This window comes from Pseudomonas paracarnis (assembly GCF_904063055.1).
Taxonomy (GTDB): Bacteria; Pseudomonadota; Gammaproteobacteria; order Pseudomonadales; family Pseudomonadaceae; genus Aquipseudomonas; species Aquipseudomonas paracarnis.
This window is the reverse complement of record NZ_CAJFCN010000025.1, coordinates 1-26634: the sequence shown is the minus strand read 5'-3', so window position 1 is coordinate 26634 and position 26634 is coordinate 1. Positions and strand designations below refer to the sequence as shown.

Here is a 26634-nt window from a genome sequence, read left to right as displayed (position 1 = left end):
GACCATAGAGCATTGGAACCACCTGATCCCATCCCGAACTCAGCAGTGAAACGATGCATCGCCGATGGTAGTGTGGGGTTTCCCCATGTGAGAGTAGGTCATCGTCAAGATTAAATTCCGAAACCCCAATTGCGAAAGCAGTTGGGGTTTTGTTTTGGGCGCTCGAAAAGTGTCCGCCTTGTCCCCGCACGCCTGTCCGCCTCCACCTGCGACCTGACTGGCCCGACAAATTTGCACAGTTATTTCTGAGCGACACCACTAGAATAGCCACCTAACCATTATTAGAGTCAGAGCCCTATCTATGCCCGATCCGGTTGATGCCCGCGAGGTGTCGGATTTACCGCTGGACGACCTGGTGGCATGCCATGAGTGCGACTTGCTGATGCGCAAACCAACGCTCGCCCTCGGCGAAAAAGCCCAATGCCCACGTTGTGGTTACGAGCTATACGCTCATCGGCACAATGTGGTCGAGCGCAGCCTCGCCTTGGTACTGGCAGCCCTGCTGCTGTACATCCCCGCGAACTTTTTGCCCATCATGCAGCTCAATCTACTCGGGCAGTCCTCGGAGGACACCGTGTGGAGCGGCGTGGTCGGCCTGTTCGATACCGGTATGCAAGGCGTTGCCGCCGTAGTGTTCCTGTGCAGCATGGGCATCCCCTTGCTTAAGCTCCTGTGCCAATTGGCAGTGCTGCTCAGCATTCGCTGGAACATAGGGCGCAATTACGGGCTGCTGCTATACCGCATCTACCACCACATGAAGAATTGGGGGATGTTGGAGGTCTACTTGATGGGTGTGCTGGTGGCGATCGTAAAGCTCGCCGATATGGCCTCCATCACCATTGGCCTGGGTCTGGTCTGCTTCGTCAGTTTATTAATAGTCCAAGTTCTGCTTGAGGTGGTGATGTCACCTCATCAGATCTGGCAAGCGCTGTCAGGAGAGGATGACCATGCGGGCGATTGATGCAGGCATTCTGATTTGTACCGAATGCCATGAGTTGAACAAGCAGGAAGCGGATACCGATGAGCAACTCTGCACCCGTTGCGGCGCGTTGATCCATGCCCGTCGCCCTAATAGCCTTACACGCACCTGGGCACTGTTGATCACCGCCGCAATCCTGTATATCCCCGCTAACCTGTTACCCATCATGACGGTCAGCTCCCTCGGCCAAGGCGACCCCAGCACCATCATGTCGGGTGTCATCCAATTGGTGCAGCACGGGATGTTTCCTATCGCTGCCGTGGTGTTCATCGCCAGTATCCTGGTACCGACCTTCAAGTTGGTCGGCATTGGCTTGCTGCTGTTCTCGGTGCAGCGTCACCAGCCACTGTCCGCGCAACAACGCATTGTGATGTATCGCTTTATCGAATTCATTGGGCGTTGGTCCATGCTGGATATTTTCGTGATCGCCATCCTGGTGGCGGTCGTTAACTTTGGGCGACTCGCCAGTGTCGAGGCCAACCTCGGCGCTGCGGCGTTCGCCAGTGTGGTGATCTTGACGATGCTTGCCGCAGTAACTTTCGATCCCCGACTGATTTGGGATAACACGGAGTCGGACGACGACCATGAGTGATTTGCCTAAAGCTAAAACCCGCCCAGCCTCTAACTGGTCGGCCATTTGGGTGTTGCCCCTGATTGCCCTGATCATCGGTGGCTGGCTGGGGTGGCGTGCCTATTCCCAGCAAGGTATCGAGATTCAAGTTCGCTTTGAGAGCGGTGAAGGCATTCAGATCAACAAGACCGAAGTGGTCTACAAAGGTATGACCGTGGGCAAGGTCAAAACCCTGGCCCTGGATGACGAGGGCAGCAATCGCGGGGTGATCGCCACCATCGAGATGAACAAGGACGTTGAGCAGTACCTGAAGACCAACACCCGCTTCTGGTTGGTCAAGCCCAGCGTCAGCCTTGCCGGCATCACCGGCTTGGAAACCCTGGTTTCAGGTAACTACATCGCCGCCAGCCCCGGTGACGGCGAGCCCACGCGCAAGTTCAAGGCGCTCTCCGAAGAACCGCCGTTATCCGACGCCAAGCCCGGCTTGCACCTGACCCTCAAGGCCGATCGCCTGGGCTCGCTGAACCGTGGCAGCCCGGTGTTCTACAAGCAGATTCAGGTCGGCCAGGTTAAAAGCTACCTGCTGTCTGAAGACCAGAGCACCGTCGAGATCAAGGTCTATATCGAGCCGACCTACGCCAACCTGGTGCGCAAACACACGCGTTTCTGGAATGCCAGCGGCATCAGTATCGACGCCAACCTTTCCGGCTTGAAAGTGCGCAGCGAATCCCTCTCCAGCATTGTCGCCGGAGGTATCGCCTTCGCCACTCCTGAAAACCGCAAAGACAGCCCGCCCACCGACCCGAGCCTGCCTTTCCGCCTATACGAAGATTTCGATGCCGCCGCAGCGGGGATCAAGGTCAAGGTCAAGCTCACTGACTTTGAAGGCCTGCAGGCCGGGCGTACGCCGGTCATGTACAAAGGTATCCAGGTTGGCAGCCTGAAAACCCTGAAGATCGATCCGGACCTGTCCAGCGCCAGCGCCGAGCTGACCCTCGATCCATTGGCTGAAGATTACCTGGTCGAAGACACGCAATTCTGGGTGGTCAAGCCGTCCATCTCCCTGGCAGGCATCACTGGCCTGGAGGCCTTGGTCAAGGGCAACTACATCGCGATTCGCCCAGGCGACAAAGGCACCCCGCCACAACGCGAATACGTAGCCCGCGCCAAGGCCCCGCCTTTGGACCTGCGTTCCCCGGGGCTGCACATGGTGCTGCTCACCGACAGCCTGGGCTCGTTGGATGTCGGCAGCCCGATTCTGTACAAACAGGTCAAAGTCGGTTCGGTGCAGAGCTACCAGTTTTCACGCAAGAAAAAACAGCTGGTGATCGGCGTTCATATCGAGAAGGAATACGAAAGCCTGGTCAACGGCTCGACGCGCTTCTGGAATGCCAGCGGCGTCACCCTTACGGGCGGCCTCACCGGCGGCATCCAGGTCAAAAGCGAGTCCCTGGCCAGCCTGATGGCGGGTGGTATCGCCTTCGAAACGCCGGAACCGAATGTGCCATTGAAACATCGCATCCCGCGCTTTCGCCTGTATGCCGACCGTGATGCCGCCAACCAGCACGGCACTCTGGTGACCATCAAAGTCGACCGCGCCGACGGCCTGAGCGCCGGCACACCGGTGCGCTTCAAGGGGTTGGATGTCGGCAAGATCGAAAGTGTCGACCTCAGTGCCGACATGCAGTCGGTGCTGCTCAAGGCGCGTATCACTCAGGTCGCGGACCGCATTGCGCGTACGGGCAGTCAGTTCTGGGTGGTCAAGCCGGAACTGGGCCTGATGAAGACGGCTAACCTGGAGACCCTGGTCACCGGCCAATACATCGAAGTGCAACCGGCCGCGAAAAATGCCGGCCCGCAAAAGAGTTTTGTCGCCCTGGCCCAGCCGCCCGAAGCGGTGCATCAGGAGGCTGGCCTGAGCCTCACACTCAGCGCCGCCCGCCGTGGTTCGTTGAAGGAAGGGGTACCGGTCACCTACCGTGAAGTGACGGTCGGCAAAGTCACCGGCTATGAGCTCGGCCAGACCGCTGACCGCGTGCTGGTGCACATCCTGATCGAGCCCAAGTACGCACCTCTGGTACGCAGTGGCAGCCGCTTCTGGAACACCAGCGGCTTTGGCCTCGACTTCGGCTTGTTCAAGGGCGCGACCGTGCGTACCGAGTCCCTGGAAACGCTGGTGGCCGGCGGGATCGCCTTTGCCACCCCGGATGGCGAGCGCATGGGTAACCCGGCACGGCCGCAGCAGACGTTCCCGTTGTTCGACAAGTTTGAGGATGAGTGGCTGACCTGGGCACCCAAGATTCCACTCGGTAAATAAACCGAGGCGCGGCTATCGCGGGCAAGCCCGGCTCCCACAGTTGGAATGCATACTTGCTGAAAATGCATATCCCTGTGGGAGCCGAGCTTGCCCGCGATGAGGCCCACAAACACACCGCAAATCCCAAACCGAAAAAAAGGCCGCGATCCAAAGGATCGCGGCCTTTTTGCCTTTCAGTACAACCCGTCAGACTTCATCCAGCTCCGGCTCGTCCGCCTGTACATTCATCGTCGCCTTCACCACATCATGGCGACGGATGTACTTCCAGTCCGCCTCATCGATGTAGATCCCGTTCGGCCCGCTGCCGCCTTCCAGGTCGATAGCCACCTGGGCAGAGACCTGCGGCTTTACACTCGCCAGGATCGGCACGAAGCCCAGCTGCAAGCTGGTTTCCAGCAAGGCGGCCTGGTTCTTCTCATCGATGTCCGCCGCCTCATCGAGGTAGTACGGCAAGCGCACACGGCCGGCCTGGTCGCGGTCCATCAAGTGCAGCAACAGGTACATGTTGGTCAGCGCCTTGATGGTCATGGTGGTGCCATTGGACGCAGCGCCGTCGATGTCGGTATGGATCACCGGCTGGCCGTTGACCTTGGTGATCTCGAACGCCAATTCGAACAAGTCCTTGAGGCCCAACTGGTTATGGTTGGCGGCTACCAGGCGAGCCAGGTATTCCTTGGCTTCTTCGTTCTTGTTGTCCTGTTCGGCGCTCTGGCTGAGGTCGAACACCGAGAGGGTCTCGCCTTCTTCATACTGACCGGCACTGTGGATGATCTGGTCGATATGCTTGAGGGCTTCCTTGTTCGGCGCCAGCACGATGCGAAAGCTCTGCAGGTTGGACACCTGGCGTTTGTTGATCTCGCGGTTGAACAACGCCAACTGGTGTTCAAGGCTGTCGTAGTCGCTGCGGATATTGCGCAGGGTACGGGCGATATCGGTGACCGCCGCACGACGTGCCTTACCAAGCGTCAACGCCTCATCGGTGCGGTGCGCATAAGCGTTGATCAGCAGCTGCAGGCGACGCTCCATGTCATCTTCGCTGTCGAACTTGGCCACGCCCTTGAGACGCACCTGGGCGTACAGCGCTTCGATCTGGCCATCGGCGCGCAGCAAGCCCTGCCAACTGTCCTGATAGTCATTGAGCAGCGGCAGCAGGTTGTCCATGGAGTCGTCGACCGGGTCCATGAATGGCGTGCCGAACGGCAGGTCCGCCGGCAACAGCTGACGACGGCGCAACGCGTCATCCAGCGTGCGTTGCTTGGCTTCCATGTCACCGATCTGGCGGCCGACCAGTTGCAGCTTGGCCGACAGTTGCTGCACGCGCTCGGTGAACGCATCGCTGGAGCGCTTCAGCTCGTCCTGGGCGGCTTCCATCTGCGCCAGGTTTTCCAGCTTCTCGCCTTCCTCGGCACTCAGGGTCTGGGTGCGGCGGAAGTCTTCCAGGGCCTTCTGGGCATCCAGTACCTGCTGGTACAGCGCTTCGGTCTGGGTCTTGCTCGCGGCGCGGTCGGACGCCACGGCCTGCTGGGTTTTCAGTTGCTTGAGTTCTTTTTCCAGACGTTCTTTCTGGTCACGCAACGCGGCGCGGTCCGCCAGGGCTTGCAGTGCCGGCGGCTCGATGTGCGAGATATCGATGGACAGCCCCGGCACTTCAAAACGCTCGCCCTTGAAGCCATCGAGGATCTGCTCCAGGGATTTGACCCACTGGCCGTCCTCGTCCAGCGTGATGCCATGTTCGCCCAGCGGCAGGCTGAACAACGAGCTGTTGAACAGGCGCATCAGGCGCTCGACATCCTGCTGCGAGAACTCTTCGCGCAGCTTGGCGTAGCTGTTGTTGTCCGCGTGATCGAGCTGCTGCTTGACCGACTTCAAGCGCTTTTCCAGGTCGCGCAGGCGCTCGTCCAGGTCCTCGGCGCTGAACTGTCGCGACTGCGCCAAGGCGCCCGCCAGTTCATCGTGGGCGTCTTTGGCGGCGAGCAGTTGTTGCTCCAGCATCTTGACGTCATCCACCAGGGCAAAGCGATGCTTGAGCACCGACAACTCGCCCAACCAACGCTGGATGCCGCTGATTTCGCGCTCCAGGCGCATCAGCTCTTGGGTGCCGCCGCGCTGGTCGTTTTGCAGCGCGTCCTGCTCGTTGCGGTAGTGTTCGGCCTGGATGGTCAGCTCTTCCTTGCGCGCACTGGCGTAGTCCGACCAAGTGCCCAGCAATGAATCCAGCAGTGGCGACAGGCGATGCAGTTTGCCGCGCAGGGCGTCGCGCTGTTTCACGCCATTGGCCAAGGCTTCAACCAAGGGGCCGGCTGCCACCAGCGAGTTGTAGTCCTGCTCCATGCGTCGCACATCGCGGAAGGCTTCTTCACAGGCTGCGATGTAATCGACACTGCCCGAACGCAGGCTGTGTTCGAAGGCATCAAGGAACAGTTGCTTGAGCTTGGCCGCGGTGATTTCGCGCATGTGCAGCAGGTTGATAAACAGCGCGCGGAACGTCTTCAGGCTCTGCTCGCTGGTGGAGCGCAGCGGAATCAGGGTCAGGTCCAGCGGGATCGACGTATGCCCGCCTACCAGCAAGCGCCGCAGCTCATCAGGCTTGAGTTCGTAGGCTTTGAGGCCCTCGCGCTCAAGGTTGGTGAACAGCTCTTTCTGGCGCAGGCAGGTGTCGTTTTTCTGGTAGTGGGCCAGGTCCAGCTTGCCGGCGTAGGCAAAGAACTGATGACCAAAGCCGCCGCCCGGGCCGCGGCCGACCACGCCGATGACGTGGGGGCCGTGGGGCAGCGAGACTTCTACCAGGATGTAGCTGGTGTCGGTGGCAAAGTAGAAGCGCCGTGATTGTTCCAGGGTGTACTTGCCGAAGCTCATGTCCGACATACGTGCCAGGATCGGGAACTGCAAGGCGTTGATCGAGGCGGATTTACCCAGGTTGTTGGCGCCGTACACCGACAGCGGCTCTTCCAGCGGGAACAAACCCAGGCTGTAACCGGCGGTGTTCAATAGGGCGAAGCGGCGGATGCCGTAGCGTTCCTTACTCATGCGTCGGTCTCCTGTTCTTCGGCAATGGCACGGGCCAGGGCATCTTCTTCGCTTTCCTCAGTGAAGGCGCTCAAATCCAGCGGGTCATCGGTCTTCAGCAGTTTCTCATCGCTGTCTTCGTCGATAATCACCGGTGCTGGCAGTGGCAGTACGCTGTGCACGCTGGCGGCGAGGTCGCGGTCTTGCTGCACCGACAGGCACACGTCCAGGAAGCGGTGCATCGGCGGCAGGAAGCGGTAGATACCGTTGTCTTCGCTGGCAAAACCCAGTTGGGTCATGCGGCGCATGATTTTTTCTTCGAGTTCTTCCTGGGTTTGCACCTCGGCTTGGATAAACAGGTCACGGTATTTCTCCAGCAACGAAGGCAATTCATCACGGCCCAGGCTGCCGCCGTCGAGCACGGCAACCGGGTCGCGGCCTTGGTCGGCCAGGTGTTCGACGATGATGAAAGTAAACAAGGCCAGGCGCTGGGCGGTTTTGTTCACCTGCGCGGCAGCCACGGCGGTGTCCGGGACGAAGTAGTAGAAACCGCGGGTATCGCATACCAGCTCAAAGCCCAGCGCCTTGAACAGCGTGCGGTACTGGTCCTGGAAGTTCGACAATTGCGCGTACAGCTCCGGGTCGCGGCGGCTGACGTGGTAACCCTTGAACAGCTCGCGAAAGATCGGCGCCAGTTGGGACAGTTCGGATAGATCAAGATGCATAAGGCGTGCTCGCAGAATTCTCGGTGGCATCGACGCCGGCCGGGAGCAGGGCGAAGGAGCGCAGGCTGACCTGGTGCTCGTGGGTGTGGTAATCGCGACGTTCCAGGCGCTCGCGCTTGAAGCGTTTTTCCCGGGACAGGCGCGAGAACCAGTACAGCAATTCATCGGTGGCGCCGTCCGGTTCCTGCTCCAGCAGCCAGGTCATCAGGTCCGGCATCGGCAGCGCGTCTTCGCAGCGTTCGAGCATTTCCTTGACCGTACGCGGTGCGCGCGGGGCTTCGCCTTTGTGGGACTTGTGCGCCTTGGGGAAACGCGCCGGTTTCGGCTCGAAATTCGCCAAGGCATACACATAGGCTTCGACCTGGCTGGCACTGCCCAAGAAGGTACTTTGCGGCCGCGTGAACATCGGCATCGCCGCTTGCGGCACCGCGTCCAGGCCTTTGCGGCGAATCGCCGACAGGGCCAGCGCCGCACCGCGAGTCACGGCGTTATGCCGGCGTGCTTCTTCACGCAGCGGCAGCAGCAACTCCCGTGCATGGCGCAAGGTCAGCTGGGCGCTGGTTTGCATTTCGAGAATGCGTGCGTGGGTGCGCAGCAGCATGTCGTCGTCCACCAGGTGGCCAAGACGCTGTTGCTCGGTGAGCATGCGCAGCAGCACGTTTTCCACCTTACGCACGCCTTGCTCGAAGGCGCCGTCGGCGTTCACCAACTGGATCATCGGCTCGACGTATTCGTCCCAGGTCGCCAGTACTTCGGCGTAGCGCTGGCGCAACGGAATCTGGCGGTCGCTGGTCTTGGCGCGGTCAGCCACGGCGGCGAGGGCCTGTTCGTCGTTGGCAAGTTTTTTCAGCACGTCGCGCACGCGCATATCCAGCAGGCGCAGTTGCCGAGCCAGGTCATGGCCGTCGCGGATGTCGAAGGCGTCCTGGATATAACCGGCCAGGCGCTCCAGGTGGCGCAGGTAGGCTTCGATTTCCAGGCACAGGCCAAGCCGGTGCTCCTTGCGAAGATAGGCGAGGAAGTCGTGGATCTGCGCGTTGAGCTCGAAACGGTTCGGGCTCTTGGCGACAGGCACCAGGATATCCAGGCGAATCCACACGTCCAGCAGGCTGGTGATGTCCTGGGGCGTGCTGTCCAGTTGTTGGGCGGCCAATTGCGCGCGCAGCTCGCCCAGGCTCAGGGTGCCTTGGTCGAAGTGTTCGCACAGAGGCTCAAGTAAGGCCCAGTGTTCGGCGAGGGCGCGCAGGACGCGCTTGGGTTCGATCATGGGAATGGCCGGCTGGTTGGCGATTAAAAGTCGCGATTGTACTGCATCAGGCGCGGGATTTATCCACAGCCGGTCAGTGCGCAGTGGGCGATTGTGGCCGAACAGCGGTAGAATCCCCGCTCTTTACTTATCCACAAGTGGCCGAGCTGTGCTTATCGAGTCCCGACGTCGCGCTTACTTGACCGCCATGCAGGTGGTCAACTGGCTGCCCCGCACCGAACTGCCGTTTGCCGCACCATCGCGGCCCGAGTTGTTGCAGGCGCTTGAGCCCTACGAGGCGTTCGAGTCGTCGGGAGAAGAGGCGGCCGCGCCCGTGGCGGTGGTCAAACCCACCCCAGAGACGCGCCCGGCGGTCGAGCGGGCCAAGATCGAAGTGCCGCGCCCTGCGCCGGCGACCAAGGCTGCCAAGGTGGTGGAGGAGGCTGCGCCGGTGGCCAAGGCGCCCGTGGTGCCGCCGCCACGCTTTGCCCTGCAATTGCTGCGGGCCGGGCGTTGCCTGTTGCTGGTGGAACTGCCGACCGGCGAGCGTTTCCAGTCCCGCGACCCGGCCTACCTGTTGCTCAAGGACATGCTGCGCGCCGCCGGCCTGCCCGACAGCCCGCAAATCGTCGGTGAGCCGGTGCGCTGGCCGCTGCTGGTGCGCGGCACCATGGACCAGGGCCCGGAGGCCGCACGAGATTTCGTCCAGGGGTTTGTCTCGGCACGCCTGGAAGACGAGCCCTGCGTGTGCCTGTGGCTGATTGGCCTGCCCGCCGTGCGGTTTGCCGGTGAAGCCAACGCCGAGGCCTGGTACCGCGAGCTGCAGGTTGAAGGCCTGGGGTCGGTGTGGGCCCTGCCGTGCCTGGAATTATTAATGGAAGAGCCACAGCGTAAGGCTGATGTCTGGCAAGCCATGCGCCGGCTGATGGCGCGCTGGAAAACAACTGATGAGTGAGGCTTTATCCTTTCGCCCGATGACCGAGGCTGACCTCGACGCCGTGCTGAAAATCGAATACGCGGCGTTCAGCCACCCGTGGACCCGCGGGATTTTTCTCGACGGGCTGGGCAAGTACCAGATCTGGCTGATGTTCGAAGGCGAGCAGCAAGTGGGGCATGGGGTAGTGCAGATCATCCTCGATGAAGCGCACCTGCTGAACATCACCGTGAAACCGGAAAACCAGGGCCGTGGTTTGGGCCTGGCGCTGCTGGAGCATTTGATGTCGCGTGCCTATGCCGCCAATGCGCGAGAATGCTTCCTCGAAGTGCGGGACAGCAATACCGGCGCGTTTCGCCTGTATGAGCGTTATGGCTTCAACGAGATCGGCCGTCGCCGGGATTACTACCCCGCTGTGGGTGGCCGCGAAGATGCAGTCGTGATGGCCTGCACCCTGGTTGATTAAATACACAGCCCCCTATGTGCAGAGCCTCTGTGGGAGCAGGGCTTGCCCGCGATGCAGGCACCTCGGTTTTCAAGTAACGCCGCAGTGATACCATCGCAGGCAAGCCAGCTCCCATAGGGTCAGCGCTTGCCGTTCAGTGGGTCCAGATCAGCCAGTTCCGCCTCATCCAGCCCACTCCCGCCGCCAATGTCATTTTCTCTCACGACGCTCAAGTCATAGTCGGCGGCATTGTCTTCGCCTTCCTCCTGCGCATCTCGTGCGCCGTCCTCACGGATCAGCGTCTGCGGGCTCATATCGTCATCGGTGGATTCATGATCATCCGTCGAAGCGCCGGTCAGCCCGGCTTCGCGCACCCGTTCGTCGGGCATCAGATGGTCGCGCTCACGGCGCGGCAGCTCGTCGCCGATTTCCGCAGTCTGGTCCTGCTCGTCAAAATCCAGCTCGCGCATCTCACCCATGCGATCTTCGTTGTCATCGATCGGTTCCGGCTGTGTTGCGCCGTAGGGACGTCGTGATTCAGTCATGGCCAATCCTCATACTGTGGGGCTTATAGTGTGTGGACAGGCATGGCAGCCAAAAAATTCAAGCTAATTAGCGCCTGGCGTGACCCGGACGAGGGCTTGTCAGTCACAAACCTGCGCATCATTCCTGAGGCTTCCCTGATGAACGAACTACAAGACCTGCTTGATAACAACGAACGCTGGGCGGATGCGATCAAACAGGAAGATCCCGAATTCTTCGCCAAGCTCGCCCGCCAGCAGACCCCGGAATACCTGTGGATCGGCTGTTCCGATGCCCGTGTACCGGCCAACGAGATCGTCGGCATGTTGCCTGGTGACCTGTTCGTGCACCGCAACGTGGCCAACGTGGTGCTGCACACTGACCTCAACTGCCTGTCGGTGATCCAGTACGCGGTGGACGTGCTCAAGGTCAAACACATCCTCGTCACCGGCCACTACGGCTGTGGCGGCGTGCGTGCGTCGATGCAGGACCGCCAGTTCGGCCTGATCGATGGCTGGCTGCGCACCATTCGCGACCTTTACTACGAAAACCGCGATGTGCTGGCCCAGTTGCCGACCGAAGAAGAGCGTGTGGACCGCATGTGCGAGCTCAACGTGATCCAGCAGGTGGCCAACGTCGGCCACACCAGCATTGTGCAAAATGCCTGGCATCGTGGGCAGAGCCTGTCGATCCATGGCTGCATCTATGGCATCAAGGACGGCCGTTGGAAGAGTTTGAACACCACCATCAGTGGCTTCGAGCAACTGCCGCCGCAATACCGCCTGCGTCCGTTGGGCGAAGCCTAGAGCCGTTTGTTTTCGTGCCACCAGGCCAGGCCTTGGGCGTTCAACGGCTCTTTGCTGCCGGTGATCCAACCCCGGCAGTTCAGCTCGCCGCAATGGCAAGCGAACTGCCGGTACAGCGCGTCTTCGGTTATGGCGTAATCCAGGGTCAGCAGGCTGCCTGCGGTAATGGTGTTCAGGGTCCATAGTTCCATGTACGTGGTGTCCAGAAGCACGTTCGGCTTGCAGGAGTGCCGTATCAGGCCGCAGAACCAGCTATCGTACAAGTGGATACGCGACGACAGTTGCAGCGTATGCGAGCGGCGCTCGCTGACTGCGTAGCCTGAAACCAGGGCGATGCGTACTCGACTGTCAAAGTCGATGCGCGCTTTGATTCCACCCCTCTTGCCATTAGGGTATCGCACGACCTTGAATTGTGCGGTCGAGGGGTAACCCTGTTCCACCTGCAGCGTTTCAAAGGGATAGAGGCCGCCATTCACAGCCGCTTTAGCCTTATCCATGGCTCGAGTTTTCATTACTCTCCTGAACGGGGCTGCATGGACCTGCGGACCTGGCGGCCAGTCTTGCAGCAAATGGGCGCGGCCCAAGATTCGCCGAAGTGGGATCCGATTTCTACTGTCAAAGTTGACAGTAGAAACGGTTTATTCACCTTAAAGCGCAGGGGCCGTGACGGTGGGGGCGGGGGCGGCATTTCTCAGCTGTTTCAACTGCGCCTTGATGGGCGCTGTGGCGCACTTGGCGTTGGCCTGCTCGGGTGTCAGGTGGCGCACCGAGGTGTAGAACAACTCACACGTCTGCTCCTTGCGCGTGACCTGCCACGTGTTCTGGCAGGCCTTGAGCAATACATTTGCATCGCTGGCGGGCTTCTGGCCCATGCCGGCTTGCCAGCAGGCGGCGCTCAAGTCCTGGCCCATCACTTTCAAGCCGGCGTCGTCGGCTTTTTGCTCGTCACCGTCATAGCTGTCGGGGCTGGCGGCATACCAAATGTAGCTGGGGTGGTTGGCGCCCAATACCGAGACGGTTTTGCCAGGCTCCGGGCTGATCTGCGCCAGGCTCAGCACGCCCACGGTTTGCCCGTATTGTTGCTGGATCCAGCTACGCACCGGCGCGCCGAAGGCCACCATCGGCAATGCGCCGCCAGGGCGCAGGCTCAGCTCCTTGACCATGCGGGTCTGGTAGTCGGTGAAATACCCGTAGACAGTTTCCAAGTCTTTGCCGGCATTGGACGGTGCAGCGATGGGCGCGATATCGATGATGGTCTGGTACGCCGGCGTTTCCGTGGCCGGTACGCCATTTTCGCTTAACAAGGTGGCCCAGCGGTCGGTGGTGGCCGATTCCAGGTAATCCTGGGCCTGGGTCAGCGAGTAATCCGGAGGGAAGTGCAACAGCTCAATGCTTTTGCGGTTTTCCAAGGCCATGCCTAACGGCAGGAACAGGTACCAGTTGTAGGCCCATTTGCCATCGCTGTTGAGCTGGCGCGCACCTTGGTAAGCCAGGTCGGCGGTATTGAGCAGCGTGGTCAGTGGCTGGCCGTAACCGTCTGGCACGCCGCTGAAGGTCGCCGTGACCTGACCGTCGTGGGTCTTAACACTGACCTTGGCCCGGCTGTAACCGTCACGTTGCAGGCTCTGGTTCAAATAGTGTTCGGCGGTCTGCTCCAGTGACCATGGCCGAAAGCAGATCACGTTGCAGTTATTGGGGTACGCGAACAACTGGGTGACGCGCTGCGTGCTGCCCAGTGGCACCTCGATGTCGGCCTGTACGACCGCACTCGCCATTAGTGCGGCGAAGGTGAAGGACAGCCTGGTCGGTTTAAACATAGTCAATTCCTTGTCAGCGAAGCCCGTCTGCGCGGGATGGAAGCCCACCTGCACACAGTAGCGGCTGACCAGGAAAATCGCGTGTTAAATCGCCCGGCATGTCGTTATTGGATAAGCCCCTACAGGCTGAACTGCAGAGCATTGCTCAGATCGCCCATGGGCTTCTGGCCGCGCGCGATCATCGCGTCATCACGCTGCTTGAGGCCGTCCAGGGTCTCCAATTGGAACACCCGGGTGATCAAACGCAGGATCGATGCCGTGTCGTACACCGTATGGTCCACCGTGCCTTTGCGGGCAAACGGCGACACCACCAGCGCCGGCACCCGCGAGCCTGGGCCCCAGCGGTCACCCTGGGGCGGCGCCACGTGGTCCCACCAGCCGCCGTTTTCATCCACGGTCACCACCACCACCATGTTTTTCCACTGCGGGCTTTCTTGCAGCACCTTCAAGGCGCGGGCGATATGGCGGTCGCCCGAGGCCACGTCGGCATAACCGGCGTGCATGTTCAGGTTGCCCTGGGGTTTGTAGAAGCTCACGGCGGGCAGCTTGCCGGACTGGGCGTCGGCGAAGAACCGGTTGGTGCTCGACTCATCGCCCAAGCCACCGTCGCGCAAGCGCTTGGCACGTTCTGCGGGGTTTTGCGGCCCTTGCTGTTTGAAGTAATTGAACGGCTGGTGGTGGTACTGGAAATTCGGGATCTTGGGGATGCCGCCGGAGTCCTTGAACTGCTCCAGGGTGGCTTGCCACGCACCGGCGTACCAGGCCCAGTCGATGTTCTTCTTCGACAGCTTGTCGCCAATATGCTCGTGGGTTTGCGGCACCAGCACATTGGGCAGGTCGGGCTTGGAATAATCCGGGTTCTGCGGGTCGCGGATCCAGGTGGGCCAGTAGGGCGGGGCCAGGGTGTTTACCCCGTAACCATCGGGTGTCAGTGCGCTGGGGCCGAATTGTGGTGGGCCGGTCATGGCGCTGGCCGGTGACGTGTCCAAGGGCTTTAGGCGCGTGCCGCTGGGGTCATCGCTTTGCAGCGTGGCGATCTGCGCCTTGGCCACCGACTGCGCGGCATTGGGATAAAACGGCGCGGTGGCGCTGATCAGGTACTGGTGGTTAAGGAACGAGCCACCAAACGCGCCCTGGAAGAAGTTATCGCACAGCACAAACTCCTTGGCCACGTCCCACAGGCGCAGGGCATAACGGCTTTGGGCGTAATGGCCCATCACCAGCCCACCGGAATCGCCCCAGGCGACAAAACCATCATTCTTGCCGCCGTTGATCTGCATCTGGTTCTGGTAGAACACGTGCCATAGGTCGCGGGTCACCAGGCTCAATGGCAGGTCTTCGCCCTGCGGGCCTTTGAGGGCGAACGGCGCGTTGGGCAGGTTTTGCTGGAATTGCACTTCGCTGGGGTAAGTCACCCCGTCCACCGTTTGTGGGCCGACCTGCAACACACCGCCCCAGCTCGGTGGCAGAGCAGGCAATACGCTGCCATCGCGGTCGCGCTGCTGGAAGTCCTTGGCGGTTAACGCCGACAGCGGTTTCTCCACCCCGGGGAAATCTGCAAACAGGTTGTTGAAGCTGCGGTTCTCGGCGTAGATCACCACCACGGTCTTCACCTGCTCGCGCAATGCCTTATCCAACTCCTGAGGCGTGAGCGGCCGGGTCACGGGTGGGCTCGGTGCTTCGCTGGTATTGCCGCAGGCACTCAAAGTCGCACCCACGCCCAACACCGCCGCACCGCCGAGGAAGCGCCGGCGGCTGGTGTCTACCGTCGGTTGGATGGCGGAATCGGAGGAGGGAAGGTCTTCGTGCTCATCACTCATTGCGGGGGAGTCCTTGGCGAGATGTTGCAAGATATTTCGCAGGACGGTAGCAACGGAATGTGACGGAACAAAGACAGGTTTAAGAGCGCTACAAAACAAACTGTGGGAGCGGGCTTGCTCGCGAATGCGATGGATCAGTTAATGAATCCGCTGACTGACACTCCGCATTCTCGAGCAAGCCCGCACCGACCCCTTTTAAGGCATCACAGGCGGCAAATACTTCAGCGTCGTTCCCAACGCCCACAGCAGAAACAACACCAGCGGCGTATGCACCAGCAACTGCACAAATGAAAACCCGATCAAATCCCGCGCCTTCAGGCCCAGCACACCCAGCAACGGCAACATATAAAACGGGTTGATCAAGTTCGGCAGCGCCTCGGCGGCGTTGTAGATCTGCACCGCCCAGCCCAGGTGGTATTGCAGGTCATTGGCCACTTGCATCACATACGGCGCTTCGATGATCCACTTGCCGCCACCCGAGGGGATGAAGAAGCCCAGCACTGCCGAGTACACACCCATCAGCAGGGCGTAGGTGTCGTGTGAGGCGATGGAGGTGAAGAACGTCGAGATGTGGTGCGCCAGGGTCTGGCCGTCGCCGCCCTTGACTACCGTCATCAGCGCGGCGATCGAACCGTACAGCGGGAACTGGATCAGCACGCCGGTGGTGGTCGGCACCGCACGGGCCACGGCATCGAGGAAGCTGCGTGGGCGCCAGTGCAGCAGCGCGCCCACCATGATGAACAGGAAGTTATAGGTATTGAGCCCCGAGATAGCGCTGATCGCCGGCTTGGTCGAGAACTCATGGAACAGCCAGCCGGCCGCCAGCAACGCCAGCAGAATCGTCAGCAACGGGCTGTGTTCCAGCCATTCACCGGGGCGCGTCGGCGCCTGCGGCTTGGGCAGGTTGAAGGCCGGGTCAATGCCGCAGGCCTTGGCGTCCCGGGCGCTGTTGGGGCCAGGCGCGGTGGCGTAGGCGATGATCAGCGACACCACGATCAGCGCCAGCAACAGCACGCCGGATTGCCACAAAAAAATGGTCTCGGTGAACGGAATCATCCCGGTGATCGACAGAATCGACGGCGGCAAGCTGGCCGGGTTGGCCTGCAACTGCGCGGCCGACGACGACAGCCCTAGCGCCCATACGGCCCCCAGACCCAGGTACGCCGCAGCGCCAGCGGCGCGGTAGTCCATGCGCAAGTCCGTGCGTCGGGCCAATGCCCTTACCAACAAACCGCCGAACACCAGGGACAGGCCCCAGTTAAGCAATGAAGCCACCATGGAAATCAACGCCACCCAGGCCACGGCCGAACGGCCATTCTTGGGAATACGTGCCAGGCGGTCGATCAATTTTACTGCGGGTGGTGAGCTGGCAACCACGTAACCGCCGATCACCACAAAGGCCATCTGCATGGTGAACGGGATCAGGCTCCAGAACCCATCGCCAAATGCCTTGGCCGCTTCGGCCGGTGCGGCGCCCATGCCCAGGGTCGCCACGGCGACGATGATCACGGCAAGGGCGGCAAACACCCAGGAGTCAGGAAACCAGCGCTCGGCGAAGTTGGAGCAACGCAGGGCAAATCGGGCATAGCGGCTGTCTTCGATAGCATCGGCCACGAGTCTTTCCTCTTGTAGTTATTATGGGGTTTGGCAGTTTTACGGCATGTTCCTCTACGGCCATTGATTTGGGAATGTTGTTATCTTCAACGATCAATGAGTAAAACAAATATATCCGCCGCGATTGCCATCGATGGGCTCAGCTCATAACCTGCACGCCATTTTGTTTGTCTGCCGAGCCTGCACATGACTGCCACCTTTTCCCCACGGGCGCAGCGTTTTTCCCGCTCCGACTACAAAACCCTGGGCCTGGCCGCCTTGGGTGGAGCCCTGGAAATCTACGACTTCATTATCTTCGTGTTCTTTGCGCTGACCCTCAGCCAACTGTTCTTCCCCCCAGAAATGCCCGAGTGGCTGCGCCTGCTGCAAAGCTTTGGCATCTTCGTCACCGGTTACCTCGCCCGTCCACTGGGCGGCATCCTGATGGCGCACTTTGCAGACCACCTGGGACGCAAGCGCGTCTTCAGCCTGAGCATTCTCATGATGGCCTTGCCCTGCCTGCTGATCGGCGTCATGCCGACCTATGCGCAAATCGGCTATTTCGCCCCGCTGATCCTGCTGGCGCTGCGCGTGCTGCAAGGCGCAGCGGTGGGCGGCGAAGTGCCCAGCGCCTGGACCTTCGTCGCCGAGCACGCGCCGCGTCACCATCGTGGCTATGCCTTGGGTTTTTTGCAGGCCGGCCTGACCTTCGGTTACCTGCTGGGGGCGCTGACCGCCACTTTGCTCGCGCAAGTCTTCACCCCCGCCGAGATCCTCGACTACGCCTGGCGCTTCCCCTTCCTGCTCGGCGGCGTATTCGGCGTGATCGGCGTATGGCTGCGCCGCTGGCTCAGCGAGACCCCGGTATTCCTAGAGATGCAGGCGCGTCGCCAAGCCGCCGCCGAAATGCCCTTGCGCACCGTGCTGCGCGACCATCGCGCCGTGCTGCTGCCGGCGATGATCCTCACCTGCGTGCTGACGTCTGCCGTGGTGGTGCTGGTGGTCATCACCCCGACCATGATGCAGAAAACCTTCGGCATGAGCCCCAGCCACACCTTCGCTCTGAGTGCCCTGGGCATCGTCTTCCTGAATATCGGCTGCGTCCTCGCTGGCCTGCTGGTGGACCGCATCGGCGCGTGGCGCGCGGTATTGGTCTACAGCCTGTTGCTGCCGGTGGGCATTGCGCTGCTGTACGCCAGCCTGATCGCCGGCGGCGTGTGGCTCGGCGCGGCGTATGCCGTGGCGGGCCTGAGTTGCGGCGTGGTGGGCGCGGTGCCGTCGGTGATGGTCGGGCTGTTTCCGGCGCAGGTGCGGGTGTCGGGCATTTCCTTCACCTACAACATTGCCTACGCACTCTGGGCAAGTACTACACCGTTGTTGTTGATCGCGCTGATGCCAACCAGCCCGTGGAGCTGCGTGGGGTATTGCGTGGTGATGGGGGCGGTCGGGGTAGCGAGTGTGGCGCTGTTTGGCAAGCGCCACACCTTGGCCGCCTGAGGGTCAGGTCAGGAAGTGCCAGAGCAATAAGGTACCCGCCAACCCAACCACCGAAACAATCGTCTGCAGCACCGACCACACCCAGATCGTCTGCTTCAACTGCAAGCCAAAGTACTCACGCACCATCCAGAACCCGGCGTCGTTGACGTGGCAGAAGAACACCGAGCCGGCACCGATGGCCAGGGCGACCAATGAGCTTTGAGTCGCCGCCAACCCGGCCATCATCGGCGCGAGGATGCCGGCGGTCGTGGTGGTGGCCACGGTGGCCGAACCGGTGGCCTGGCGCAGGGCCACGGCGATCAGCCAGGCCAGCAGCAGGTAGGGCATGTGCGCGCCTTCGGCGACTTTGCTGATGGTCTGGCTGACGCCGGCGTCCAGCAGGGTTTGCTTGAGGCCGCCGCCGGCGCCGATGGTCAGCAGCAGTACGGCGATAGGTGCCAGGGCTTTGTGCAGGGTGTTGCCGACGTCGGCGCGTGGCATGCCCGCCGCCCAACCCAGGCAGACGACCGCGGCGATTACGGCCAGGCCGAGGGCGACCAGCGGTTCACCGAGGAATTTCAAGGTCAGGGCGAGGGTGCTTTCCGGCGCCAGCGCGACTTTAGCCAAGGTGCTGCCGAGCATCAGGATTACCGGCAACAGAATGATCAGCAGCGACACACCGAAGCTCGGCTGACGCGGGGCCTTGGGCGGTGCGCTGAACAAGGCGCCGATATCGGCCGGCTCATCCACGTGCAGGCGCTTGGACAGCCAGTTGCCATACAGCGGCCCGGCCAGGATCACGGCCGGCACCGCCAGGCAAAAGCCCAGCAACACGGTCAGGCCCAGGTCGGCGTGCAATGCGCCTACGGCAATCAGCGGCCCAGGGTGAGGTGGCATCAAGGCATGCAAGGTGGTCATGCCCGCCAGTGCAGGGATGGCGATCTTCAGCAATGGCTGGTTCGAACGCTTGGCCATCACAAAGATGATCGGCACCATCATCACCAGGCCCACTTCGAAGAACAGCGGCAGGCCGATCACCATGGCAACCAACGCCATCACCCAGGGCAATGACTTGCCTTTGCCCAGCCCGAGCAACGTGGTGGCAATACGGTCGGCCGCGCCGGATTCGGCCATCAGCGCGCCGAGCATCGCACCCAGGGCAATGATGATCCCGGCTTCGCCGAGAATCGCCCCGGCGCCTTTACTGAACGCCTTTGCCACTTCTTCCGGCGGCAGGCCGGCGCCGACCCCGGCGATAAAGGTGCCGATCAAAATCGACAGGAAGGGCGGCAGTTTGGTCGCGCTGATTAGCACAATGATGCTGGCGATCGCCAACAGCACGCAGAGCATGAGGCGGGTGTCGTGAACCATCCACGCGGCAGTCGATAACTCCAAGACGGGACTCCTTATCGAGCAGGTTGGCTAATATGTTTCTTTTTGTTTCAGCCTGAAAAGCATACCTGATAGCGCTCCCCCAACGCGTGCATGAACGATTTTGGTGCGCCCGAAGCTAACGACGCTCTGGCGCTCAGATGACAATTTTGCAAACCATGCCAGTGGAACTGGCCTATAGCTCTATGATCCGCCCCATCCCAACCCACGAGGACATTTCATGAGCGCAGGACACAGCCACGCCCAAGTACGCGCCGGCCACGAACGCAAGTTATGGATCGCCCTGGGGCTGACCGGCAGTTTCATGCTGGCCGAAGTCATCGGCGCCTTTGTCACCGGCAGCCTGGCGCTGTTGTCCGATGCAGCGCACATGATGACCGACGCCCTGGCCCTGGCGATTTCCCTGGTGGCGATCCAGGTCGCCAAGCGCCCGGCAGACCGCAAGCGCACCTTCGGTTATGCGCGGTTCGAGATCCTGGCGGCCGCCTTCAATGCATTACTGCTGTTCGCCGTGGCGTTCTACATCTTGTACGAGGCTTACCAGCGGCTGCAGGTGCCCGCCGAAATCCAGTCCACCGGCATGCTGGTGATTGCGCTGCTGGGGCTGGTGGTCAACCTGATCTCCATGCGCCTGCTCAGCGCTGCCAGTGGCGAGAGCCTTAACGTCAAGGGCGCCTACCTGGAAGTCTGGAGCGACATGCTGGGCTCCGTCGGCGTGATCATTGCCGCGCTGGTGATCATGTTCACTGGCTGGGGTTGGGTTGACTCCGTGGTCGCGGCCGCCATTGGCTTTTGGGTATTGCCGCGCACCTGGACGTTGCTCAAGGCGAGCATGAACATCCTGCTGCAAGGTGTGCCGGAGGGTGTGGACATCGAGCAGGTGGAGCAGGCCATCCGCAGCGTGCCGGGGGTCAGGGACGTGCACGACCTGCATATCTGGGCCCTCACCAGTGGCAAGAACGTGCTGAGTACGCATCTGGTCGCGGATGCGTCCCAGGGCACTGAGCAACAGATCCTCAGCCGAGTGACGGAGTTACTGCACGAACAGTTCGATATTTCCCACGCCACGATCCAGGTCGAGGGCGAGGGTTTTCAACATGACGATCACGACGAAGTGCATGCCTGAGCCTGGCTAACGGATTTGTAATCTTTCGCCCACGGCCCTGATAAGTACCGAAAGCTACATTGCCCCCGCTGGGAAACCTCAGCGACTTCATGGGCGTGGAACTCTCGTTATGGCAATTTTTGTTAGAACACTGTTGGGGGCGGCGGCATTGGTAGTGTGGATATCCGCAAACGCCGCCCAGACACAACCCCTCACCCTCGATGCTGCCTTGCAAACCGCCTTCGCCAACAACCCGGACCTGGCGGCCGCACAATGGGAAATCGACATCGCCGAAGGCGGCCGCCAACAGGCCGGCTTGATCCCCAATCCGGTGGCCTCCTGGGACGCCGAAGACACCCGCCGCAACAGCCGCACCACCAGCATCAAACTCAGCCAGACCCTGGAACTGGGCGGCAAGCGCGGTGCGCGTATCGAAGTGGCCACCCGCGCCCAGGATGCCGCCGCGCTGACCCTGGAGCAGCGCCGCAACTTGTTGCGCGCCGAGGTCATCGACAGCTACTACGGCGCCCTGCGCGCCCAGGAACGCCTTGACCTGGCGCAACGCTCCATGACGCTTGCCGAGCGCGGCCTGGTGGTCGCCAACGGGCGCGTCACTGCTGGCAAGTCGTCACCCGTGGAAGCCACTCGCGCCCAGGTGCAGGTGTCGCAAATCCGTCTGGAATTGAACCGCGCCCAGATCGGCCTCACTGACGCCTACCGTCGTCTGGCCACCAGCACCGGCAGCGCCGCCACCGACTTCCAGGTCGTCGCCACGCCAAGCACTTCCGTACCGGCGTTACCCGCCGCCGCGCCATTGTTGGCACGCCTTGAGCAGACCGCCGAATTGCGCCTGGCCGAACTCAACATTGTGCAGAACGAAGCCAGCGTGGGCCTGGAAAAAGCCCAGCGCATTCCGGACCTGGACGTGTCCATCGGCAGCCAATACGACGCCAGCGTGCGCGAACGGGTGAACCTGGTGGGCGTGTCGATGCCGATCCCGTTGTTCAACCGCAACCAGGGCAACATCCTCGCGGCCACCCGACGCGCCGACCAGGCCCGCGACCTGCGCAACGCCGCGGAGCTGCGCCTGCGCACCGAAACCCGCCAGGCCCTGGACCTGTGGCAGACCGCGAATACCGAAGTGCGCGCGTTCAACCAGCAGATCCTGCCCGCCGCACAAAGTGCGGTAGACAGCGCCACCCGTGGCTTCGAGATGGGCAAGTTCAACTTCCTCGACGTGCTCGACGCCCAGCGCACCTTGATCGCGGCCCGCACCCAATACCTTGCGGCCACCGCCCAGGCCACCGAGGCCTGGGTACGCATCGAACGCATTTACGGCGACCTCGCCCGCTTTTGATTTTTCCTGGAGTCTCCTGATGAACAAAAAACATGGCATGGCGCTCGCCGTCGCCCTGGGCCTGATGCTTTCCGGCTTCGCCCACGCCGAGGAAGAAGAAGGCAAGCTCGAACTCACCGAGCAGCAGATTCAAGCCGCCGGCATCCAGTTGGCCCAGGCGCAACCGCGCGCCATCAGCACCGTGCTGACGCTGCCGGGCGAGGTGCGTTTTGATGAAGACCGTACCTCCCACATCGTGCCCCGTGCGGCGGGCGTGGTGGAGGCGGTGAAGGTCAACCTGGGCCAGTCGGTGAAGAAGGGCGAACTGTTGGCGGTGATCGCCAGCCAGCAGATTTCCGACCAGCGCAGCGAATTGGCCGCCAGCGAGCGCCGGGTCGAACTGGCGCGCACTACCTTCCAGCGCGAGCGTCAGTTGTGGCAGGACAAAATCTCTGCCGAACAGGATTACCTGCTGGCGCGGCAAACTCTGCAAGAAGCCGAAATCGCCCTGAACAATGCGCGGCAAAAAATGACTGCGCTCAGCGGCACTGCCGTATTGGCCGGCGGCAATCGTTATGAACTGCGTGCGCCCTTCGCCGGTGTGGTGGTGGAAAAACACCTGGGGGTGGGCGAGGTGGTCAGTGAAACCAGCAATGCCTTCACCCTCTCGGACCTGTCCCAGGTGTGGGTCACCTTCGGCGTATTTCCCAAAGACTTGAACAAGGTTCGCGTGGGCAAACCGGTGAAAGTCAGCTCGACGGAAATGGGCACCGAAGTGCTGGGTACCGTGGCCTATGTGGGCAACTTGCTCGGTGAGCAGACGCGCACCGCTACCGTGCGGGTGACGGTCCCCAACCCTGACGACGCCTGGCGCCCGGGCTTGTTCGTGGCCGTGCAAGTGGCCACCGATACCTACCAGGCCAAGGTGACCGTGCCGCAAACCGCTATCCAGACCGTCGAGGACAAACCCTCGGTGTTTGTGCGCACGGCGGACGGCTTTATCACCCGCCATCTTGAACTGGGCGTCAGTGAAAACGGTTACGTCGAAGTGCGTAAAGGCCTGGAGGCCGGCGCGCAGGTGGCGACGGCTGGCAGCTTCATCCTCAAGTCCGAACTGGGCAAAGGCTCGGCCGAACACGCCCATTGATCCTGCGAGTGATTCCCCATGTTTGAGCGCCTTATCCAATTCGCCATCGAGCAGCGCATTATCGTGTTGCTGGCGGTGCTGTTGATGGCCGGTGTCGGCATCGCCAGCTATCAGAAACTGCCCATCGACGCGGTACCTGACATCACCAACGTACAGGTGCAGATCAACTCGGCGGCGGCCGGGTTTTCGCCGCTGGAAACCGAGCAGCGCATTACCTTTCCCATCGAGACGGCCATGGCCGGCCTGCCGGGCCTGCAGCAGACGCGTTCGCTGTCGCGTTCCGGTTTGTCCCAGGTCACGGTGATTTTCAAGGACGGCACCGACCTGTTCTTTGCCCGCCAACTGGTCAACGAGCGTCTGCAAGTGGCGCGCGAGCAATTGCCCGACGGCATCGAAACCGCGATGGGGCCGATTTCCACTGGCCTGGGGGAAATTTTCCTGTGGACCGTCGAAGCCGAGGACGGTGTGCGCAAAGAGGACGGCACGCCCTACACTCCCACCGACCTGCGGGTGATCCAGGATTGGATCATCAAGCCTCAATTGCGCAACGTGCCAGGCGTGGCCGAGATCAATACCATCGGCGGCTTCGCCAAGGAATACCAGATTGCGCCAGACCCCAAGCGCCTGGCCGCCTACAACCTGACCCTCAACGATCTGGTCACGGCGCTGGAGCGCAACAATGCCAACGTCGGCGCCGGTTACATCGAGCGCAGCGGCGAACAGTTGTTGATCCGCGCGCCGGGCCAGGTGGCGTCTATCGACGACATCGCCAACATTGTCATCACTACCTCGGACGGCACGCCGATCCGCGTGCGCAATGTGGCCCAGGTCGACATTGGTCGTGAGCTGCGTACCGGCGCCGCCACCGAAAACGGCCGTGAGGTGGTGCTGGGCACGGTGTTCATGTTGATCGGCGAGAACAGCCGCAGCGTGTCCCAGGCGGTGGCGAAAAAGCTTGAGGAGATCAACCGCTCACTGCCCGAAGGCGTGGTGGCTGTCACTGTTTACGACCGCACCAACCTGGTGGAAAAAGCCATCGCCACCGTGAAGAAAAACCTCTTCGAAGGTGCATTGCTGGTGGTGGCGGTGTTGTTCCTGTTCTTGGGTAATATCCGTGCAGCGCTGATCACGGCGATGGTGATTCCGCTGGCGATGCTGTTCACCTTCACCGGCATGTTCACCAACAAAGTCAGCGCCAACCTGATGAGCCTGGGCGCGCTGGACTTCGGCATTATCGTTGACGGTGCGGTGGTGATCGTCGAGAACGCCATCCGCCGTCTGGCTCATGCGCAACACCGTCATGGCCGGTTGCTGACCCGCAGTGAACGCCTGCACGAAGTGTTCGCCGCGGCCAAGGAGGCGCGACGCGCGCTGATCTTCGGGCAGTTGATCATCATGGTGGTGTACCTGCCGATCTTCGCCCTCACGGGCGTGGCCGGGAAGATGTTCCACCCCATGGCCTTCACGGTGGTGATTGCCTTGCTCGGCGCGATGATTCTGTCGGTGACCTTCGTACCGGCGGCGATTGCGTTGTTTGTCACCGGCAAGGTCAAGGAAGAAGAAAACATTGTGATGCGCAGTGCACGCCGGGTGTATGACCCGGTGCTCAACTGGGTGATGGTGCGTCGGCCCTTGGTGTTCGGCCTGGCCGCACTCACCATCGTCGTCTCGGGTCTGGTTGCCAGCCGCATGGGCAGTGAATTTATCCCCAGCCTCAGCGAAGGCGACTTTGCCCAGCAGGCGCTGCGTGTGCCCGGCACCAGCCTGACCCAATCGGTGCAGATGCAGCAGCAACTGGAAAAAACCTTACTGGCCCAAGTGCCGGAAATCGAGCGGGTGTTTGCACGCACCGGTACGGCGGAAATCGCCTCCGACCCGATGCCGCCGAATATTTCCGACAGCTACGTGATGCTCAAACCCAAGGACCAATGGCCGAACCCGAAGAAGTCCCGCGAGGCAATTATCGCTGACATCCAACGGGCCAGCGCGATTGTGCCGGGCAGCGTGTATGAGCTGTCGCAGCCGATCCAGTTGCGTTTCAACGAGCTGATTTCCGGAGTGCGCAGCGATGTGGCGGTGAAGGTGTTTGGCGATGATATGGCGGTGCTCAACCAGACTGCCGGGGAAATCGCCGAGACCTTGCAGAAGCTCAACGGCGCCTCGGAAGTGAAGGTGGAACAGACCTCCGGCCTGCCGGTGCTGACCATCAATATCGACCGCGACAAGGCCGCTCGCTTTGGCCTGAATGTAGGTGATGTGCAGGACACCATCGCCGTCGCGGTCGGTGGGCGCCAGGCCGGTACGCTGTACGAGGGTGATCGGCGTTTTGATATGGTGGTGCGCTTGTCCGATACGTTGCGCACCGATATCGACGGCTTGTCACGCCTGTTGATCCCGGTGCCGGCGCTGGCGAGTAGTACCTCGGGGCAGTTGGGCTTTATCGCCTTGTCCCAGGTTGCCAGCCTCGACCTGGTGCTGGGCCCCAACCAGATCAGCCGCGAGAACGGCAAGCGCCTGGTGATCGTCAGCGCCAACGTGCGCGGGCGCGATATCGGCTCGTTTGTCGAGGAGGCCGAAGCCGCCATCACCACCCAGGTGAAAGTCCCCGCCGGTTACTGGACCACCTGGGGCGGCCAGTTCGAACAGTTGAAGGAGGCTTCTGAACGCTTGCGCATCGTGGTGCCGGTGGCCTTGCTGTTGGTGTTCGGGTTGCTGTTCATGATGTTCAACAACCTCAAGGACGGCCTGCTGGTGTTTACCGGCATCCCATTCGCGCTCACCGGCGGGATCATGGCGCTGTGGCTGCGCGATATTCCGTTGTCGATTTCAGCGGGGGTGGGCTTTATCGCCTTGTCGGGCGTTGCGGTGCTTAATGGCCTGGTGATGATCGCCTTCATCCGAAACCTGCGCGAGGAAGGTCGCTCATTATCGGTGGCGATCCACGAAGGCGCGTTGACCCGTCTGCGCCCGGTGCTGATGACCGCGCTGGTGGCGTCCCTGGGGTTTATCCCCATGGCGCTCGCCACCGGCACCGGTGCCGAAGTGCAGCGCCCATTGGCGACAGTGGTGATTGGCGGGATTATTTCTTCGACCTTGCTGACCTTGCTGGTGCTGCCGGCGTTGTACCAATGGGCTCATCGCCGCGATGAAGAGACCGCCTGACAACCGTGAAAACGCCGCAACCCCCCTGGGGGAGCGGGCTTGCTCGCGAATGCGCCGGGTCAGTCGATACCTGTACTGACGGATACACCGCCTTCGCGGGCAAGCCCGCTTGTATGCTAGGACTTGAAGGGAGGAGAAGGGACAAAGCCCGATTCTGACTGTTGACGCAGTACAGACCGTGGGAGATTTCGCCCCTCCTCCTTTCACCCAAGCGCCGATAAAGAATGCATCTGGC

20 protein-coding genes and 1 rRNA gene are annotated in these 26634 nt (G+C 61.5%); 12 read left to right on the top strand and 9 right to left on the bottom strand.

Annotation, left to right across the window (positions count from 1 at the left end):
* From rrf to JMV15_RS27120, 4 genes are all read left to right on the top strand, one after another.
* Positions 1-110 (top strand): 5S ribosomal RNA (gene rrf / locus JMV15_RS27135); the annotation flags it as partial.
* 191 nt (positions 111-301) lie between these two features.
* The gene (locus JMV15_RS27130; RefSeq protein ID WP_201491966.1) at positions 302-961 is read left to right on the top strand and encodes a paraquat-inducible protein A; all 660 of its coding nucleotides are present in this window, start codon (positions 302-304) and stop codon (positions 959-961) included.
* Entirely contained in the window at positions 948-1571 is a 624-nt protein-coding gene (locus tag JMV15_RS27125) for a paraquat-inducible protein A (protein WP_019817033.1), read from the top strand. Before JMV15_RS27130 ends, JMV15_RS27125 begins: the two co-directional genes overlap by 14 nt.
* The gene (locus JMV15_RS27120) at positions 1564-3867 is read left to right on the top strand and encodes a PqiB family protein (protein WP_019817032.1); all 2304 of its coding nucleotides are present in this window, start codon (positions 1564-1566) and stop codon (positions 3865-3867) included. Before JMV15_RS27125 ends, JMV15_RS27120 begins: the two co-directional genes overlap by 8 nt.
* 186 nt (positions 3868-4053) lie before the next feature.
* Here the strand turns inward: JMV15_RS27120 and mksF are convergent, their stop codons facing one another.
* Genes mksF through mksB form a run of 3 tightly spaced genes read right to left on the bottom strand, consistent with a single transcriptional unit; the run spans position 4054 to position 8865 of the window.
* A complete protein-coding gene (gene mksF / locus JMV15_RS27115; protein ID WP_014716782.1) occupies positions 4054-6894 on the bottom strand; it encodes an Mks condensin complex protein MksF in 2841 nt (946 codons plus the stop codon).
* Positions 6891-7598: an Mks condensin complex protein MksE gene (mksE, locus tag JMV15_RS27110; protein ID WP_014716783.1), complete on the bottom strand. Its 708-nt coding sequence runs from the start codon at positions 7596-7598 to the stop codon at positions 6891-6893. The genes mksF and mksE overlap by 4 nt, the downstream gene beginning before the upstream one ends.
* Positions 7588-8865 carry an Mks condensin complex protein MksB gene (gene mksB / locus JMV15_RS27105; RefSeq protein ID WP_014716784.1) on the bottom strand — a complete coding sequence of 426 codons (1278 nt, stop codon included), beginning with the start codon at positions 8863-8865 and terminating at the stop codon, positions 7588-7590. Before mksB ends, mksE begins: the two co-directional genes overlap by 11 nt.
* A 187-nt stretch (positions 8866-9052) precedes the next feature.
* Here mksB and JMV15_RS27100 point away from each other — a divergent pair, with 187 nt between their 5' ends.
* Both JMV15_RS27100 and rimI read left to right on the top strand, forming a co-directional pair.
* Positions 9053-9799: a flagellar biosynthesis protein FlhF gene (locus tag JMV15_RS27100; RefSeq protein ID WP_051661034.1), complete on the top strand. Its 747-nt coding sequence runs from the start codon at positions 9053-9055 to the stop codon at positions 9797-9799.
* Positions 9792-10244, top strand: coding sequence for a ribosomal protein S18-alanine N-acetyltransferase (rimI, locus tag JMV15_RS27095; RefSeq protein ID WP_003188286.1), 453 nt, complete (start codon positions 9792-9794; stop codon positions 10242-10244). Before JMV15_RS27100 ends, rimI begins: the two co-directional genes overlap by 8 nt.
* A 119-nt stretch (positions 10245-10363) precedes the next feature.
* On the opposite strand, the gene JMV15_RS27090 is transcribed toward rimI, so the two are convergent.
* Positions 10364-10768 (bottom strand): hypothetical protein, encoded by a 405-nt coding sequence (locus JMV15_RS27090; RefSeq protein ID WP_032902201.1) that lies wholly within the window; start codon positions 10766-10768, stop codon positions 10364-10366.
* Positions 10769-10906: 138 nt separating this feature from the next.
* Between JMV15_RS27090 and can the strand changes: the two genes are divergently transcribed.
* A complete protein-coding gene (gene can, locus JMV15_RS27085) occupies positions 10907-11551 on the top strand; it encodes a carbonate dehydratase (RefSeq protein WP_003188288.1) in 645 nt (214 codons plus the stop codon).
* Here can and JMV15_RS27080 read toward each other — a convergent pair.
* The 4 genes from JMV15_RS27080 to JMV15_RS27065 form a co-directional block, all read right to left on the bottom strand.
* On the bottom strand, positions 11548-12063 hold the full coding sequence (locus JMV15_RS27080) for an SET domain-containing protein (protein WP_038448760.1): 516 nt from the start codon (positions 12061-12063) through the stop codon (positions 11548-11550). The genes can and JMV15_RS27080 overlap by 4 nt on opposite strands.
* A 135-nt stretch (positions 12064-12198) precedes the next feature.
* A complete protein-coding gene (locus tag JMV15_RS27075; protein ID WP_038448763.1) occupies positions 12199-13368 on the bottom strand; it encodes a hypothetical protein in 1170 nt (389 codons plus the stop codon).
* Positions 13369-13487: 119 nt separating this feature from the next.
* Positions 13488-15188 carry an acid phosphatase gene (acpA, locus tag JMV15_RS27070; protein ID WP_019817030.1) on the bottom strand — a complete coding sequence of 567 codons (1701 nt, stop codon included), beginning with the start codon at positions 15186-15188 and terminating at the stop codon, positions 13488-13490.
* 195 nt (positions 15189-15383) lie between these two features.
* Complete coding sequence (locus JMV15_RS27065) at positions 15384-16802, bottom strand: short-chain fatty acid transporter (RefSeq protein ID WP_003188294.1); 1419 nt, start codon at positions 16800-16802, stop codon at positions 15384-15386.
* 186 nt (positions 16803-16988) lie between these two features.
* Between JMV15_RS27065 and JMV15_RS27060 the strand changes: the two genes are divergently transcribed.
* Positions 16989-18278: an MFS transporter gene (locus JMV15_RS27060; protein ID WP_038448765.1), complete on the top strand. Its 1290-nt coding sequence runs from the start codon at positions 16989-16991 to the stop codon at positions 18276-18278.
* Positions 18279-18281: 3 nt separating this feature from the next.
* On the opposite strand, the gene JMV15_RS27055 is transcribed toward JMV15_RS27060, so the two are convergent.
* Positions 18282-19652 carry a GntT/GntP/DsdX family permease gene (locus tag JMV15_RS27055; RefSeq protein ID WP_201491965.1) on the bottom strand — a complete coding sequence of 457 codons (1371 nt, stop codon included), beginning with the start codon at positions 19650-19652 and terminating at the stop codon, positions 18282-18284.
* Between the two features lie 217 nt (positions 19653-19869).
* Between JMV15_RS27055 and JMV15_RS27050 the strand changes: the two genes are divergently transcribed.
* The 4 genes from JMV15_RS27050 (at position 19870) to JMV15_RS27035 (ending at position 26399) form a co-directional block, all read left to right on the top strand.
* Positions 19870-20775 (top strand): cation diffusion facilitator family transporter, encoded by a 906-nt coding sequence (locus JMV15_RS27050; RefSeq protein WP_038448769.1) that lies wholly within the window; start codon positions 19870-19872, stop codon positions 20773-20775.
* Between the two features lie 109 nt (positions 20776-20884).
* The gene (locus JMV15_RS27045) at positions 20885-22111 is read left to right on the top strand and encodes a TolC family protein (RefSeq protein ID WP_014716793.1); all 1227 of its coding nucleotides are present in this window, start codon (positions 20885-20887) and stop codon (positions 22109-22111) included.
* A 19-nt stretch (positions 22112-22130) separates the two neighbouring features.
* Positions 22131-23237, top strand: a complete 1107-nt coding sequence (locus JMV15_RS27040; protein ID WP_020301440.1) for an efflux RND transporter periplasmic adaptor subunit — start codon at positions 22131-22133, stop codon at positions 23235-23237.
* A gap of 18 nt (positions 23238-23255) precedes the next feature.
* Positions 23256-26399: a CusA/CzcA family heavy metal efflux RND transporter gene (locus JMV15_RS27035; RefSeq protein WP_020301441.1), complete on the top strand. Its 3144-nt coding sequence runs from the start codon at positions 23256-23258 to the stop codon at positions 26397-26399.
* Positions 26400-26634: the final 235 nt, after the last annotated feature.

Bases quoted from the DNA above. Each gene is read 5' to 3' on its own strand.
- JMV15_RS27130 (WP_201491966.1), top strand. From the start codon at position 302: ATGCCCGATCCGGTTGATGCCCGCGAGGTGTCGGATTTACCGCTGGAC.
- JMV15_RS27125 (WP_019817033.1), top strand. From the start codon at position 948: ATGCGGGCGATTGATGCAGGCATTCTGATTTGTACCGAATGCCATGAG.
- JMV15_RS27120 (WP_019817032.1), top strand. From the start codon at position 1,564: ATGAGTGATTTGCCTAAAGCTAAAACCCGCCCAGCCTCTAACTGGTCG.
- mksF (WP_014716782.1), bottom strand. From the start codon at position 6,894: ATGAGTAAGGAACGCTACGGCATCCGCCGCTTCGCCCTATTGAACACC.
- mksE (WP_014716783.1), bottom strand. From the start codon at position 7,598: ATGCATCTTGATCTATCCGAACTGTCCCAACTGGCGCCGATCTTTCGC.
- mksB (WP_014716784.1), bottom strand. From the start codon at position 8,865: ATGATCGAACCCAAGCGCGTCCTGCGCGCCCTCGCCGAACACTGGGCC.
- JMV15_RS27100 (WP_051661034.1), top strand. From the start codon at position 9,053: ATGCAGGTGGTCAACTGGCTGCCCCGCACCGAACTGCCGTTTGCCGCA.
- rimI (WP_003188286.1), top strand. From the start codon at position 9,792: ATGAGTGAGGCTTTATCCTTTCGCCCGATGACCGAGGCTGACCTCGAC.
- JMV15_RS27090 (WP_032902201.1), bottom strand. From the start codon at position 10,768: ATGACTGAATCACGACGTCCCTACGGCGCAACACAGCCGGAACCGATC.
- can (WP_003188288.1), top strand. From the start codon at position 10,907: ATGAACGAACTACAAGACCTGCTTGATAACAACGAACGCTGGGCGGAT.
- JMV15_RS27080 (WP_038448760.1), bottom strand. From the start codon at position 12,063: ATGAAAACTCGAGCCATGGATAAGGCTAAAGCGGCTGTGAATGGCGGC.
- JMV15_RS27075 (WP_038448763.1), bottom strand. From the start codon at position 13,368: ATGTTTAAACCGACCAGGCTGTCCTTCACCTTCGCCGCACTAATGGCG.
- acpA (WP_019817030.1), bottom strand. From the start codon at position 15,188: ATGAGTGATGAGCACGAAGACCTTCCCTCCTCCGATTCCGCCATCCAA.
- JMV15_RS27060 (WP_038448765.1), top strand. From the start codon at position 16,989: ATGACTGCCACCTTTTCCCCACGGGCGCAGCGTTTTTCCCGCTCCGAC.
- JMV15_RS27050 (WP_038448769.1), top strand. From the start codon at position 19,870: ATGAGCGCAGGACACAGCCACGCCCAAGTACGCGCCGGCCACGAACGC.
- JMV15_RS27045 (WP_014716793.1), top strand. From the start codon at position 20,885: ATGGCAATTTTTGTTAGAACACTGTTGGGGGCGGCGGCATTGGTAGTG.
- JMV15_RS27040 (WP_020301440.1), top strand. From the start codon at position 22,131: ATGAACAAAAAACATGGCATGGCGCTCGCCGTCGCCCTGGGCCTGATG.
- JMV15_RS27035 (WP_020301441.1), top strand. From the start codon at position 23,256: ATGTTTGAGCGCCTTATCCAATTCGCCATCGAGCAGCGCATTATCGTG.